Annotated in this window: 13 protein-coding genes; 5 read left to right on the forward strand and 8 right to left on the reverse strand. The window is 61.3% G+C overall.

Annotated features, from left to right (window positions below; genetic code table 11):
* Window positions 1-191 precede the first annotated feature (191 nt).
* The gene (locus tag CLU93_RS12770) at window positions 192-701 is read left to right on the forward strand and encodes a GNAT family N-acetyltransferase (RefSeq protein WP_099761648.1); all 510 of its coding nucleotides are present in this window, start codon (window positions 192-194) and stop codon (window positions 699-701) included.
* Between the two features lie 6 nt (window positions 702-707).
* Here CLU93_RS12770 and CLU93_RS12775 read toward each other — a convergent pair whose 3' ends face one another.
* Window positions 708-1,556 (reverse strand): hypothetical protein, encoded by an 849-nt coding sequence (locus CLU93_RS12775; protein WP_099761651.1) that lies wholly within the window; start codon window positions 1,554-1,556, stop codon window positions 708-710.
* Window positions 1,557-1,783: 227 nt separating this feature from the next.
* Between CLU93_RS12775 and CLU93_RS12780 the strand changes: the two genes are divergently transcribed.
* On the forward strand, window positions 1,784-2,530 hold the full coding sequence (locus CLU93_RS12780; protein ID WP_099761653.1) for a metallophosphoesterase family protein: 747 nt from the start codon (window positions 1,784-1,786) through the stop codon (window positions 2,528-2,530).
* On the opposite strand, the gene CLU93_RS12785 is transcribed toward CLU93_RS12780, so the two are convergent.
* From CLU93_RS12785 to CLU93_RS12805, 5 genes are all read right to left on the reverse strand, one after another.
* The gene (locus CLU93_RS12785) at window positions 2,523-3,866 is read right to left on the reverse strand and encodes a sigma-54-dependent transcriptional regulator (protein ID WP_099761655.1); all 1,344 of its coding nucleotides are present in this window, start codon (window positions 3,864-3,866) and stop codon (window positions 2,523-2,525) included. The genes CLU93_RS12780 and CLU93_RS12785 overlap by 8 nt on opposite strands.
* Window positions 3,859-5,766: a sensor histidine kinase gene (locus tag CLU93_RS12790; protein WP_099761658.1), complete on the reverse strand. Its 1,908-nt coding sequence runs from the start codon at window positions 5,764-5,766 to the stop codon at window positions 3,859-3,861. Before CLU93_RS12790 ends, CLU93_RS12785 begins: the two co-directional genes overlap by 8 nt.
* Before the next feature lie 121 nt (window positions 5,767-5,887).
* A complete protein-coding gene (locus CLU93_RS12795) occupies window positions 5,888-6,898 on the reverse strand; it encodes a porin (RefSeq protein WP_099761660.1) in 1,011 nt (336 codons plus the stop codon).
* 108 nt (window positions 6,899-7,006) lie between these two features.
* A complete protein-coding gene (locus tag CLU93_RS12800) occupies window positions 7,007-8,320 on the reverse strand; it encodes a dicarboxylate/amino acid:cation symporter (protein ID WP_099761662.1) in 1,314 nt (437 codons plus the stop codon).
* A 384-nt stretch (window positions 8,321-8,704) separates the two neighbouring features.
* The gene (locus CLU93_RS12805; RefSeq protein ID WP_099761665.1) at window positions 8,705-11,038 is read right to left on the reverse strand and encodes a catecholate siderophore receptor Fiu; all 2,334 of its coding nucleotides are present in this window, start codon (window positions 11,036-11,038) and stop codon (window positions 8,705-8,707) included.
* Between the two features lie 294 nt (window positions 11,039-11,332).
* Between CLU93_RS12805 and nudC the strand changes: the two genes are divergently transcribed.
* Together nudC and folE are read left to right on the forward strand one after the other, a co-directional pair.
* Window positions 11,333-12,172, forward strand: coding sequence for an NAD(+) diphosphatase (nudC, locus tag CLU93_RS12810; protein WP_099764365.1), 840 nt, complete (start codon window positions 11,333-11,335; stop codon window positions 12,170-12,172).
* 74 nt (window positions 12,173-12,246) lie between these two features.
* A complete protein-coding gene (folE, locus tag CLU93_RS12815; RefSeq protein WP_035822985.1) occupies window positions 12,247-12,813 on the forward strand; it encodes a GTP cyclohydrolase I FolE in 567 nt (188 codons plus the stop codon).
* Window positions 12,814-12,860: 47 nt separating this feature from the next.
* On the opposite strand, the gene CLU93_RS12820 is transcribed toward folE, so the two are convergent.
* A complete protein-coding gene (locus tag CLU93_RS12820; protein ID WP_257224949.1) occupies window positions 12,861-13,703 on the reverse strand; it encodes an AraC family transcriptional regulator in 843 nt (280 codons plus the stop codon).
* A 168-nt stretch (window positions 13,704-13,871) separates the two neighbouring features.
* On the opposite strand from CLU93_RS12820, the gene CLU93_RS12825 reads away from it, so the two are divergent.
* Complete coding sequence (locus CLU93_RS12825) at window positions 13,872-14,303, forward strand: hypothetical protein (protein WP_099761667.1); 432 nt, start codon at window positions 13,872-13,874, stop codon at window positions 14,301-14,303.
* On the opposite strand, the gene CLU93_RS12830 is transcribed toward CLU93_RS12825, so the two are convergent.
* Entirely contained in the window at window positions 14,297-14,662 is a 366-nt protein-coding gene (locus CLU93_RS12830) for a hypothetical protein (protein WP_099761670.1), read from the reverse strand. The two genes, CLU93_RS12825 and CLU93_RS12830, sit on opposite strands and share 7 nt — an antisense overlap.
* Window positions 14,663-14,899: the final 237 nt, after the last annotated feature.

Genomic DNA, 14,899 nt, shown 5'->3' on the forward strand with positions numbered 1-14,899 from the left:
GGATCGCCCTTGTTTTCTATCAACCGCGATGGCGGATGTTACTTAAAGGAAATAATATATAAGCAATTGGGAAAAAAGTAATCTTTTTGCGACCGGAGGCGGAAAGACGGGCATGAAATGCCCCAGGCGGCGATCAGTGACGGTGATACCATCGCGCACTGGATCGACGCCACTGCGGAGCAAATCTTTTCATGCATGCCATACACAAGATCATCGCCTTGCGCGCCATTGCCCCGGGCGAAGAGGAGGCACTGGCGCGGCTGTTTCAACTGTACTGTTATGACAATGCCGCCTGGAGCGGTGAGGCACTGCTGGCCGACGGCCGCTACGACGTGTGCGATGCGGGGCTGGCGTCGTATGTGCATGCAGCCGGCCACACGGCCAGCTGGATCGAGGTCGATGGCGAACTGGCGGGCTTTTTCGTCACGGAGCCTGGCATGGCGGGCGGGCTGGCGGTGCAGGAGTTCAGCGACTTTTTTATTCTGAAGCCGTACCGGCGCCGCGGCGTGGCGCTGGAAGTGGTGCGCAGAGTGCTGCTGGACAGCGCTCAGACATGGCTGGTGGCAACGTTTCGCGCCGATGCCGCTGCCTGCGCGTTCTGGCAGCAGGCGTTCGCGCGCCTGCCGTTTGCCAGGGTCGAGGCGTACGACGATGCGGCCTTGCCGCAGTTTCAGCTAACTCTGCTGAAACCGGCGGCCTGAGGCGGTTTAGAAGCGCACTTTCACATACGCCGACGGTCCCGTCAGGCGAATGTTCAGGTCCGCATCGCGTTCGCTGTCGCGGTGCAGCTTGATTTTCGAGATGCCGTAATCGGCCACGAAACCGATGTTCTTGAACGGAAACCATTCCACGCCGACATTCCCGCCGTAGATATGACCGTTGATGCGTCCGCCATTTTTCTTGATGCCCGACGCTTCCGCATACATGCGCAAGTCCGGCGTGAAGGCGTGGCGCCAGCCCACTTCCAGCAGCGGTGCAAACGCATGCTCGCCGATGGAATCGCGCGCCGTGGCCGTTTCGCCATTGACGACGCCGGTGGCCGTGCCGTTCAGGTTGGCATGGTAGTAGGCGGCACCCAGGCCGATGCCGAAGGTGTCGTTGCCGCTGCCCAGCCACCATTTATAGGCCAGCTTGGCCAGGTCCAGCTTCAGATCCGCATTCGCTGTGGCCGTGCCCGTGACGGGCTGGCCATTGATGATGGTTTCGCCCGTCAGGCTTGGCGTGTAGGATTTGTCGTAGCGGTAGTAGTCGAATGCCAGGCCGTGGCGGTCGCCGATCAGCACATCCGCCTTGATGCGCGGGATGGTGGTATGGCTGGGCTTTGATTCGGGGGCGTCGATGCGGCCAAACTGCGTGTCGGCGCCGATATTGATGCGCGGATCGGCGGAAAACGCTCCCACCGAAATACTGACACGGTCCAGCGTGGGCGATGGCTCGGCCCGCGCCGTGGCGGCCGCCGTGGCCATGCCCAGCACGCCCAGCATCATGGCGCCGCGCAAGGCGAGGTGGTGCGGACGGGGTGGGGACAGGCGGGCGGGGACGGACGTAACAACCATGGGACAACTCCTCAGGATAAAGTGAAACTGTCGCGATGCTTGGGCGGCCCACGCTGGGCAACAGTGCAATGAGGAAATGGTAGCAACTGTTACATTTAGATCACGTAGCCGCACGGCGCAAGTGGTCGTCGGATTTGTCCTACCGTGTGTAACAGCCGGTACCCACACCGGCATTGCCTGCAACGCAGGACGCGGGCAGAATGGTGTGCAAGAAGAGGAGACACTGCATGAAAATCGCCGCCATTTCCGATATCCACGGCAACCTCGATGCGCTTGAGGCCGTGCTGGCCGACATCGCCCGGCGTGGCGTCGACGTGACCGTCAACCTGGGCGATATCGTCTCGGGCCATCTGCAGCCGCGCGCCACGGCGGCGTATCTGATGGGGCTCGGCTTGCCCACCATCCGCGGCAACCACGAGCGCCAACTGCTGGGCGACCCGGCCCGCATGGGCGTGTCCGACGCTTTTGCGCGCGCGCAACTGCTGCCCGAGCAACTCGCGTGGATCAATGCGCTGCCCGCCACCTTGCGCTTGCGCCACGATGTGCTGCTGGTGCACGGCACCCCGACAAGCGACCTCGTGTATTTTCTCGACAGCGTCACGCCGCAGGGCAGCCGCGCCGCCACGCCGCAAGAGGTGGCCGACCGCGCGGGCGCGGCCGACGCGGCCCTGATCCTGTGCGGCCACACGCACATGCCGCGCCAGGTGCGCCTGGCCGATGGGCGGCTGATCGTCAACCCGGGCAGCGTCGGTTTGCAAGCCTACGACGACGATCATGCTTATCCGCACGTGATGGAAAACGGCACGCCGCATGCGCGCTATGCGATTGTCGAACAGGCGATGGACGGCGCCTGGACGGCGCAGTTGCACGCCGTGGAATATGACTGGGAGCAGGCGGCGCGGCTGGCGCTGGCGAATGGCCGGCCCGACTGGGTGGCGCCGCTGCGCACGGGCCGGGTCGGCCTGCTTACCTGAACTCTTCCGCCACTAGGTTGTACTTTTGCATCTTGTGATACAAGGTCTGTTTCGGCAAGCCGAGCACTGTGCTCACTTCGCTGACGTTGCCGGAATATGCGCGTAGTTCCTGTTCGATCAGTGCGCGTTCGAAGCCGTTCACCTGCTCCGCCAGAGACAGGGGGCTGGCCTGATTGCCCGCCAGCAGGCTCGAAGCACCGCCGGCGATGCCCAGCACGAAGCGGTCGGCGATATTGCGCAGTTCGCGCACATTGCCGGGCCAGGAATGGGCCATCAGATTGCGCATCTGCGCGCTGGAGACCACGGGCGCGGCGCGGTTGTAGCGGGCGGCCGCCGCCAGCACGAAGTGCTCGAACAGGATGGGAATGTCTTCGCGCCGTTCGCGCAAGGGCGGCAAATGCAGCACGATCAGATTCAATCGGTAGTACAGGTCGCTGCGGAATTTCTGCTGCTGCGACAAGTCTTCCAGGTCCAGCTTGGCCGCCGCGATGACGCGCACGTCGACGGGCGTGGGCACGTTGGAGCCGAGCCGTTCGATATAGCGTTCCTGCAGCACGCGCAGCAATTTCACTTGCAGGGACAGGGGCAGGCTTTCGATTTCGTCGAGGAAAAAAGTGCCGTGGTCCGCGTGCTCGATCTTGCCCACCTGCCGCTTGGCCGCGCCCGTGAAGGCGCCCGGTTCGTGACCGAAGACTTCGCTTTCAAATATGCTTTCGGGAATCGCGCCGCAGTTGACGGCGACGAAGTTATGCTTGCGGCGATGGCTGAAGTCGTGCAGGCAGCGGGCCACCATTTCCTTGCCCGTGCCCGTGTCGCCATAGATCAGGACGTCGGCCGGTTCGTCGGCAACGTCGAGTATCAAGCGCCGTATGTCGCGCATCGCCACGGAATTTCCCAGCAGGCGTGATTCGATGCCGCCGCCGTCCTCGAGCTGGCGGCGCAGGCTGTGCACTTCCAGCGTGAGTCGCCGCGTTTCCAGCGCGCGCAGGATGACGTCGACCAGTTGCTCGGACGAATACGGCTTTTCGATGAAATCGTAGGCTCCCGTGCGCATGGCGTGCACGGCCATGGTGATGTCGCCGTGGCCGGTGACGAGGATCACGGGCAGGTTGGCATCGAGCGCCTTGACCGCTTGCAGCAATTCCAGGCCGCTCATGCCGGGCAGGCGCACGTCGCTGACGACGATGCCGGGAAAATCCGGCGTCAGCAGTTTATAGGCCAGTTCGGCCGAGTGGAAGGCCAGCACGTCCAGGCCGGCCAGCTGCAGTGCCTGCTCGCTGCCTTCGCGTACGGTGGGGTCGTCTTCGACCAGCAAGACCTTCAAGCCGTCAAACATGTTTTTCCTCCTGCGTTGCAATCTGTAGTTCGATGGTGAAGATGGCGCCGCCGCCGGGGGCGTTTTCGGCGCGCAGCACGCCGCCGAACTGGCGCGTGATCTGTTCGGAAATGGCCAGGCCCAGTCCCAGGCCCAGTCCTTGCGGTTTTGTTGTGAAGAACGGTTCGAACAGGTGTTCGTACACTTCCGTCGACAGGCCGGGCCCCGTGTCGGCCACATGGATCAGCACGTGTTCGGGCGTGCATGCGACGGACACGCGCAGGCTGCGCACGTCGCTGCCGTTCATGGCGTCGAGCGCGTTCGCGTACAGGTTCACCAGCACCTGCTCCAGGCGGTTGCTTTCGCACATGGCGAAGATGTCTTCAGGCGGCAGTTGCAGGGTGAAACGCACATTTTCCACCTGCAGCCGGCGCTCGACCAGGAACAGCGCATTGCTGATCGCCGTGGGGATCGAGACGGAAGTCAGGCTGGTTGTCGATTTGCGCGCAAAAATCTTCAATTGACCCGTAATAGTCCCCATCCTGGCCGCAATTTGCGAGATCTTCGCCAGGTTGCGCCGCGCATCGTCGAGCCGTCCGCGCTCGAGCAGGATCACGGCATTGTCGGACATGGTGCGCAGCGCCGTCAGCGGCTGGTTGAGTTCATGCGTGATGCTGGCCGACATTTGCCCCAGCACGGCCATCTTACCGGCTTGAAACAATTCGTTTTGCGTGATGTGGAGTTTTTGCTCGGCCTTGCTGCGCACCTCGATTTCCTGGCTCAGGCTTTGCGTCATGGCATTGAGTTCCGAGGTGCGTTCCTCGACCATGGCTTCCAGGTTGTCGTAGGCATGTTGCAAGTCTTCGCGGGCGCGCAATTTTTGCGCCACGGCTGCGCGGCGCTGGCGCAGGTAAAAGAACAGCAGCATGAAAAAACCCAGCAGCACGCAAGAGAAGGCGGCCGCCGCGCGCGCGCTGGCTTTTGCCTGTGCCAGGTCGGACAGGTAGATAAAAGTCCAGCCTTGCGGCGATTTGAGCTTGATCTGCGTCATGACGCTGGAGCTGATCTTTGGTGGCGTGTCGGCGTGTTCCTGCTCGCGCACGCTGATCACGCGCGCGCCATTGCCCAGCTGGCGGTCCGAGATGAAGGGGATGGCTTCGAGCTGCTTCGAGTAATACTGGCGCGTGCGGTTGAGTTCTTCGACGATGGCGGGCGACAGCGGCGCCAGGGTCTTGTATTTCCAGTCCGCCATGGAACTGAGAAAGATCACGCCGTGCTCATCGGCCAGCATGACCTTGTCCGCGCCTTGCACCCAGCGTTTTTCCAGGGTTTCCAGGTTCACCTTGACCGTTGCCAGGCCCAGCATGTGGCCATTCTGGTAGATGCCATGGGCAAAGAAGTAGCCGGGTTCGAGCCGCGTCGTACCGACGCCATAAAAACGCCCCGGCGTGCCCCGCAGGGCGTCCTGGGCGTAGGGGCGGAACGAGATATTGTCGCCAATAAAGCTGTCGGGCTGCTGCCAGTTGCTGGCGGCCCGCGTGTTGCCGTCGAGGTTGCTGATGAAAATGGTCGACGATTTCGCCTGGGCATTCATCTGCTCCAGGTAATGGTTGACCGTATCGACCAGCACCGGGTCTTCCGGATGTTGCAGCAGGCGGATCACGTCGCGGTTCAGTTCCAGCGTCTTGGGCAGGAAATCGTATTTCTCCAGCGCGTTTTCCAGGCTGCTGACATACACCTCGAGGCGCTGCGCGCCACTCGCCTGCAACTTGCCGATGGCGATGCGTTCGGTCCAGAAATACACGAGCCAGACGGTCGTCAGGCACGCTGCCAGCACCACGCCCCAGGCCAGCGTTTCACGGCCCGAGCGTTGCGCCAGACGCTGGCGCCAGGAAAGGGAGGGTTTGTTACTGCTATTCATAAAATCAGCTGCCAACTTGCAAGAACCTACAGTATCGCATTTAAATATTGCGTAAAAAGAAAAAGCCGCCGGATATGCATCCGGCGGCTCACGCTTTTATTTTACGGACAGCTCAACGTCCTTAGAACGTGTGGCGCATGCCCAGGTTGAAACCGCTGTTACCGGTGCCATCGTCGGTGGCATTGCCAACCTTGTAGGTAGCGCCGTTCTTGTTGCTGATGTGGCCGTAACCTGTGTACAGGTCGCTGCGCTTGGACAGCGCATAGAAGGCGCCGATGGCCCACTGCTGGGCATCACGGTTGGCAATGCTCTTGTCGTTGTGGCGGATGTACGACGCGACCAGCTTGGTGGCGCCGAACGGAGCGCTGAAGCCGACGAGGATGTCATTGCTCTTGCTGTCGTTGCTCTTGTTGTCGTCGATGGCGCGGTTGTCTGCATAGCCGAAGTTGCCTTGCAGCACGCCGAAGTCGTAGCGCGTGGCCAGCAGGGTGTTGCGCGTTTGGATGGTCGCCAGCGCATTTTCCAGGCGGTGGTGCGTCAGGGTCACGTTCAGCGGACCGTCGATGTAGTGCACGGCGCCGCCCATGCTGCGGCTTTTCGCATTGTCGCCGGCCACTTCGCCAAAGCCATACGCCAGGTCGGCCGACAGGCGGCTATAGGTCGGCGTGCTGTATTGCACCATATTATCGACGCGGTAATTCGTCGTCGACATAATGTTCGACGCTGTGCCGGCCAGGCCGATGACGAACGGATCGGCCACGTCGCGCAGGGCCAGGTAGTACGGCGTGTATTGGCGGCCCAAGGTGACGGCGCCGGCGCTGCCGGTCAGGCCGACGTACGACTGGCGGCCGAACAGCCGGCCGCCCTGGCCCGAGGTGCCGGTATCGATGTTGAAGCCACTTTCCAGCACGAAAATGGCGGCCAGGCCAGCACCGAGGTCTTCCTTGCCTTTGAAGCCGATGCGCGAGCCGGAGGCGATGCCGGAGGCGACGCGGTTCAGGCGGTCGCCGGCCGCATCCTTGTCGAACACCAGGCCGGCGTCAGCCACGCCATACATGGTCACGCTCGATTGCGCCAATGCGCCGCCGGAAGCTGCGCCAAGGGCCAGCAGGGTAAACAGGACTTTTTTCATGAAAATCTCTCTAATAAGTTGGAATGACTACTGATCGCACTACCTGACTGCTTGTTACTCAACATGGACAACAAATAAATGGCCCGCTTGTGGCGGGCCATGGCGCTATCAGGCTTTGCTAGCGTGGTCAGCTTCGCCCCAATGGCTTTCCGTGTTCTGGTTGGCGGCGTTGGCCGCAGCGGCTTCTTCCTCGGTGGCCAGGCCACCCTCCCACTTGGCGACGACGGCCGTGGCGACGGCATTGCCGACCGCGTTGGTGGCCGAGCGACCCATGTCGAGGAATTGGTCGACGCCCATCAGCAGCAGCAAGCCCGCTTCCGGGATATTGAACTGGTTCAGGGTCGCGGCAATCACCACCAGCGAGGCGCGCGGCACGCCGGCCATGCCTTTCGAGGTCAGCATCAGCAGCAGCAGCATGGTGATCTGCGTGCCGATCGACAGGTCGATACCGTAGGCTTGTGCAATGAACAGCACGGCGAAGGTGCAGTACATCATCGAGCCGTCGAGGTTGAAGGAGTAGCCCATTGGCAACACAAAACTGGAAATCTTGCGGTCCACGCCGAACTGGTCGAGCGCCGTCAGCAGTTTTGGATACGCCGCTTCCGAGCTGGCCGTCGAGAAGGCCAGCAGGAATGGTTCGCGGATCAGGCCGACGAGCTTGAAGATGCGCGGGCCGATGACGACGAAGCCAGCGCCGATCAGCAGGGCCCACAGGCACAGCAGGCCTATGTAGAAGCCGCCCATGAACTTGGCGAACGTGACCAGCACGCCCAGGCCGTGGGTGGTGATGACGGAGGCCATGGCGGCGAACACGGCCAGCGGGGCCAGGTTCATGATGGTGCCGGTGATGCGCAGCATGACTTGTGCCAGCTGGTCGACAACGGCCGTCAGGGTCTTGCCCGATTCGCCCAGGCCGGCCAGTGCGCCGCCGAAGAAGATCGAGAACACCAGCACTTGCAGGATTTCATTGTTGGCCATGGCCTCGATCGGCGACTTCGGCACCAGGTGCGTGAAGAAATCTTTCAAGGTGAAGGCGGCCGTTTTCAAATTGGTCGACGCGTGTACGTCCGGCAGCGGCAGGCCCAGGTTGGTACCCAGCTGCATCAGGTTCGACAGCACCATGCCCAGCGCCAGCGAGACCAGCGAGGCAACCACGAACCAGCACATGGCTTTCAAGCCGATGCGGCCCGCCGTCTTGCCGTCGCCCATGTGGGCGATACCGACTGTCAGCGTGGAAAATACCAGCAGCGCAATGATCATCTTGATCAGGCGCAAGAAGACGTCGGTGACGATGGAAATATTGCCAGCGATCTGAGCGCTGAGCTTGGCATCAGGGAAGGCGGTGTTGCATCCATAACCGACGGCAATGCCGAGGATCATGGCAATCAGGATGTACAGGGTTAATGGCCGTTTCTTTTTCATTTTGACTCCTCCGGTGAAACGCCGCTGTGAGCGGATTATTGATAGCGAGCAACTCAAGCTTGGAGTCAGTATTTCTCAAAAACAAGCCTTTGCGTGCCAGCGATTATTTGCAGCAAAACCTGTACATAGCAAAGGATATGCCTGAAATGGGAATTTGCGACCTAACTTCTTAAGTTGTTGATTTAAGGAAGCTTTTTTGTTGCTTAGATGTCGCAATTTGGCGTGCTTGCGCGAAATATTGGACGCGAAGGGTGATCGCTGTATGACTTTTCATACGCTAGTCGCGGCAGGGTGGTGGTGCGGCAAAAAGACAAGATTATCAGGACAATAAAAAAGCCCCTCCGAAGAGGGGCCCGATGTGGCGCAGTTTCTATGCTATTGATTTCAGAACTTGATATTTGCCGTCAGGCTGAACGAACGGGGCTGACTTGGCGTGTAGCGGAAGCCGGACTTGTTGATGGCCGCCACATAGGTCTTGTCGGCCAGGTTGTAGGCGTTCAACTGCACGTCGAGGTTTTTGTTGACGGTATAGGTTGCCATGGCGTCGACAACCCAGTACGCATCCACGCGGGCTGGCGTGCCGACGGCGCCATCGGTACCGCGCAGCATTTCACCCACGTAACGCGCGCCGCCGCCGATCTTCAGGCCAAACGGCAGGGTGTACGAAGTCCAGCTGGTGAACGCCTGTTTTGGCGTGTAGCTGAGGTTATTGATGCCGCTGGCCGTGACGACCTTGCCCGACTCGACCTTGGTATTCATGCGCGTGTAGCCAGCGCTGACCAGCCAGTTCGGCATGACTTCGCCGACCACGCCGATTTCGATGCCTTCCACGCGCTTCTTGCCGGTCTGGTAATAAATGGTCGGGATCACAGGATCCTGTTCCACCTCATTCTTGACGGTGGTCTGGTAGACGGCGGCCGACAGCGACAGTTTTTGCTTCAGGAAGTCCCACTTGGTACCGATTTCCTTGGTGATGGTTTCCTGCGGGTCATATTTCGGGTTTTGCGCGCTGCTGGCGCCGGTGCTCAGCGCAAAATTGGTGCCTGGCGGCGCCTTCGACGTGGCCAGCAAGGCGTATACGCTGCTGTCCGGCGTCGGCTTGTACATGGCCGAGATCTTGCCGTTGGCGAAGGTGTCGTTCAGGGTGATGTGAGCAGGAATTGGCGTGCCCACTGGCAATGGCTGTACCGCTGGCGCCTTGACGGCCGTTTGCAGGGTGACGGCGTCATAGCTGGTGTTGAAATGGTCGAAGCGCACGCCGCCGTTGAAGATCCACTTGTCGCCGAACTTGATGGTGTCGAACACATACAGGCTTTGCGTGTTGACTTCGCCTTCCGTGAAGGCGCCGCTGCGCACGGGGTTGTGGCCGGTGACGGTGTCACGCGGATTCGGATGGTACAGATTGGCATCCGGCAAGGTACCCAGGCTGGCAGGCACATAGCTGTAGTTGGTCTGCTTTTCGCTGGTGAACTCGGCGCCGGCCACTACGGAGTGCTTCAGCACGCCCGTGTCGAACTGTGCGCTGACCACGGTCTGGTTGGTCAGAATCGTGTTTTCCTGATCCTTCACGGTGCGCAGCGAGCGCGCCATGGTCCAGGTCGACGGATCGGTCGGGACCGGTGTCTTCAGGTTGGCCATGCTGCCCATGAAGGCCGTCAGCAGGTAATCCTGCTTGGTCTTGCCGTAGCGCGTGGTGTTCTGGAGCTGCACGTTGGGCGAGAAATCATGGTCGATGCGCAAGGTGCCCATGTCGGCCTTGACCTTGTCGTAGTCCGCGGTGGAACCGTAGAAATTCTTCGTGTCGACCCTGGCGGCGCCGTTCAGGAAGGTGCGGATGACCGGTTGTTCCTTCGTGGCGACGTCCGGCGTCGAGTAGCCAGGCAAGCCGATGGTCGGCACGCCGCCGTCGGGCACGTTGTTTTGGTCCACGTGCAGGTAGCTGGCCGTGATGCGCGTCGGTTTGCCGATGCCGAAGGTGACGGTGGGCGCGAAGGCCCAGCGCTTATTGGTGACTTCATCGCGCGCCGGGTTGCCGCTGTCCTGCGTCATCAGGTTCAGGCGCATGGCCGTGCCAGAATCGCTGTCGAGGACGCGGTTCCAGTCGGCCGTGGCGCGTTTCTGCTTGCCGCTGCCCGCCGTCAGCAGGGAATTGAACTTGTTTTCCATGCTGGCCGTCTTGCTGACCAGATTGATCGAACCGGTGGGCGAGCCGCGGCCGCTGTCCGTGCCCGCCGGGCCCTTCAGCACATCGATCTGTTCGATGTTGAAGACGTCGCGCGAAATGGAGCCCACATCGCGTACGCCATCGACATAGATGCTGCCGGACGAATCGAAACCGCGCATGTAGACGGCGTCGCCCGTGTTCGTGTTGCCGTTTTCGCCGAGGAAGAAAGTGCCGACGCCTGGCGTGTTGCGCAGTGCGTCCGTCAGGGTCAGCGCGCCTTGCTGTTCGATCAATTCCTTCTTGATTACGACGATGGTTTGCGGCGTATTGACCAGCTCTTCTGTGTATTTCGGCGACGAGGCTTTTTCGGCCTTGAAATCATTTTCCTTGGAGCCCACGACCTTGATTTCGTTCAGGGTTTGCTGCGATGCCGGGGCACTCTGGCCGGCCGGGTCGGCCGCCTGGGCGGCGACGGGCAGCAGCATCACGGCCAGGGCGGCGCCGATGTGCTGGTTGAAACGGGTTGCGGCGTGTTTGCGGCTCTTGATTGCCATCTTGCTCTCTCGATAAGTTCAGGTTGGTAGTTCCTGGCTGGCTCTGCGCCGCGGTGCTTGGGCACGCGGGCAAGTGGCTGGCGATGGAGACGGAATAGGCGGTATTGTAATAACTGGGCGCTATTTCGTAAATGAGAATCGTTATCAGTATCGTTTACGCAACGGATTGGATGTACCGCAAAAAAAACACTGTCATGGCGCATGAATCCTTGCTTTGCAGCTTCGCCGCTGCTATGCGCGCAAGCGTCCGGCAGCGGGAGTATGATGAGCAACCTTTACAAATTTCCGCCCAGCATGCTGCAGACTCCTGATGCCTTTGTCCCCCTGATCGACCCACCCGAACCGGCTCCGGCCGCCACCGAGACGCTGACGTTTGTCTTTCACCGCGGGCGTTTATTGTTGCGCTCGCCTGAGCTGACCCTGCCCACGGCCGCCGAGGCGGCCGCGCTCGATATCGACCTGAGCCGCGCCCAGCCCGTGGGCCTGTGGCAGGGCCGCTATTGCCAGACCGTCTGGACGGATGCGGAGCTGCTGCCCGCCGATAGCGCCCTGGCCTGGCACGCCATGCGCTCGCTCTTTAATGCCGTCGATGATGGCTTTCTGGGCCTGGCCAGCCGCGCCGTGCAACTGGCCGAGTGGGCGCGCACGCACCGCCATTGCGGCGTGTGCGCCACGCCCATGCAGCGCACGCGCGGCGAACGTTGTTTTACTTGCGCCGCCTGCGGCATGCTGGCGTATCCGCGCATCTCACCGGCCATGATGGTGCTGATCCGCAAGGGCGATTCCGTGCTGCTGGCCATGCACAAGCATTCGCCATCGCAGCGCTTCAGTCCGCTGGCCGGTTTCCTGGAAGCGGGCGAATCGATCGAGGAAGCCGTGCACCGCGAAGTGATGGAAGAGGTGGGCTTGCGCGTGCATAACTTGCAGTACTTCATGAGCCAGTCCTGGCCGTTTCCCCACTCGCTGATGATTGCGTTTACGGCCGATTACCTCGACGGCGAGATCCGTCTGGACGAGAACGAGATCGCCGAGGCGCGCTGGTTCGGCCCCGGCGATACCTGGCCGGAAGCCAGTTCCAGCGTGTCGATTTCGGCGTTGCTGGTGCGGGCGCACCGCCCGCCGGCAGTATCGTAAAGCGGGGGCTGCTCAGGCAGCTTGCCGCATTTTCTATATACTGGCGGCAATTGAAAATTTTAGGGTGGTGTAGCATGTCTCAAGAAGAATTCTCCGAAAACGACTGGCGTCGGCTGATCAGCAGCTTTGGCGAAGATCCGCAGCGTCCCGGCTTGCTGGAAACGCCGGCGCGCGTGGCCAAGGCGTGGAAGCACTGGACGTCCGGCTATGGCCAGGACCCGGTGGACTTGCTGAAAGCCTTTGAAGATGGCGCGGAACAGTATAACGAGCTGATCGTCGTACGCGGCATCCCCGTCTACAGCCATTGCGAACACCATCTGGCGCCGTTCTTTGGCAAGGCCACCATCGGCTACGTGCCCAATGGCAAGATCGTCGGCCTGTCGAAACTGACGCGCCTGGTCGATTGCTTCTCCAAGCGCCTGCAAGTGCAGGAACGCATGACGATGCAGATCGCCAATGCCCTGATGGAAGTGCTGGAACCGAAATCGGTGGGCGTGGTCGTACGCTGCCGCCACCTGTGCATGGAAAGCCGCGGCATCCGTACGCCGGGCGAAGAAACCATCACCTCGGCGATGCTGGGCGAGATGCAGCCGAACCTGGCGCTGCGCACGGAATTTTTGGCCCTGGCGCGCGAAGTCTGATTATTTGGGCGACGATGCAGGACGAAGGCGGCTGATGCCGCCTTTTTTTATATTCTTCCGGATTCCCGTTGCGCCAGATACCGCGCTGGTGGCTTGCCCACCGCCTTGCGGAACATGGTGACAAAACCGCTGGTGTTTTCATAACCGAGTTCGAGCGCCACGGCTTTCACGCTGCGCCCTTGCGCCAGCCCTTGCAAGGCCAGGATGACGTGCAATTGCCGGCGCCAGCGGCCCACGCTCATGCCCATTTCCTCCAATGACTGGCGGGTCATGCTGCGCTCGCTCATGCCGATGCGCCTGGCCCATTCGGCCAGGGTGCTTTTATCGGCTGGTTGCGCGAGCAGCAGGGCGGCCAGGCGGCGCAGGCGCGCATCGCGCGGTATCGGCAAATGCAAGTCTTCCACCGGCGCCGAGGCCAACTCATCGAGCAGGGTGGCCACCAGGCGTTCCTGCGCGCCGTGCAGCGCGGTCAGGGTGGGAAAGCAGGCCGCCTTGGCGATCAGTTCGCGCAGCAAGGGCGAGACGGCTACGGTGCAGCAGACGGTGGGTAAGGCCGGTGCCATGGCCGGCTCGACAAACAGGCAATAGCATTGCGCCTCGCCCACGCCCTGCGCGGCATGCATCAGGCCGCCCGGTATCCACACGGCGCACTGGGGCGGCACGATCCACACGCCGCTTTCCACCTCGCAATGAATCACGCCCCGCGTGGCATACAGCAGCTGCCCCTTGCGGTGCTGGTGCGGCGCCTGTTCCGCATCCTCGGGCACGCTGGCCAGGCCCACGGCCAACAAGGGACGCAGCACGCCATCGACGTCGAAATCGATGATGGAGGCGCCGGTGTCCAGGCCCAGGTGGGCCATCAGCATGCTGGGCAAGAGGGGATGGGGCATGGGAAGACTTTGGCTGGATTGAATAATATTGTGGCCATTTTATGCAATGACGCGCCATGCCGCCAACGCTATCGTATGGGCATCCGCCGCCCCGCTTCAACGGTAACCGCCGCCGCCCGTGTTCTGATGAAGGTAAGGAGGAACGGCCACCCCTTGAAGGAGTCTCCCATGCAACTCGATATCACCGATTTCCCCCTCGTCTGGATGCGCCGCGACGGCGCCTCCAGCAGCCCCGACGATGCCTTGTTCGCCCAGTTCGAGAACTTGCTGGCGCGCCAGCAGGCGTTTGTCATCCTCAGCGAAGAGGGCCTGGACGAAGAGGGGCATGCGCATCCGCAGGAAGAGCGCAAGCGCGCCGTACTGTGGATGAAGCGGCACAAGGCCGCCCTGCGCGCGTATATCCAGGGCATGGTGCTGGTCGAACCGAGCGCCGCGAAGCGCCTGGCCGGCAAGGCCTTCGCCGTCCTGTTCGGCCAGTTCTGGGGCTATCCCCTGCATTTCGGTACCAGCCGCGACGACGCGCTCGACATCGCGCAGCATTTGCTGAAGGCCTGGCTGCCGCCGCAACTGCCGTCAGGCAACACGGCTATGCATCAGTAGCGATAATCGTTGACGAAGTGTTTTGTAAAATTGTACTTGCTGCCGCCATCGAGCAAGTCGACCAGGCGTTTCGGCGCCGAGGCCGACATGAAGGCGTCGGCGGCGCCGCCCGTGCTGCGGAACCTCATGCCGGGGCTGAGGATCTGGCTGGCGCCGATTTTCAGGTGCTGGAAGCTTTTCGTTTTCTCATTGTTGAGGATGAAGTGCAATTCCTGCTTGAAGGTGAGAAAAGGGATCTTCAGCCACCAGCCTTCGTCTGTGCCATAGCTGGCGACGCTGGCAAAATGCGTGTTCTTGTCCGTCAGGGTGGGTTTGCCCAGGCGGTCGTTGATGCGTTTCATGGCTTCATTCTTGGTCATGCTGTGCTTTCGTGATTCATCGTGATTCGTCAAGTATACGGCGTGCATTTTGACACACGCACGCCACCCCCGCCTGCCTTGCCTGCGCCTATCTGCATGCTTTTTTGCCGCAATGCAGCATCAATTCTCATCAATTGTCTCAACGCTTTAACAACACCAGGCCAAAATCATTGCCTTCTGGCATTGTAAATATCGGTCGTTCGAGCGTATGCTGGAGACGTCTGAACGGTGCCGCCA

The organism is Janthinobacterium sp. 35 (genome assembly GCF_002754575.1).
Taxonomy (GTDB): Bacteria; Pseudomonadota; Gammaproteobacteria; order Burkholderiales; family Burkholderiaceae_D; genus Janthinobacterium; species Janthinobacterium tructae.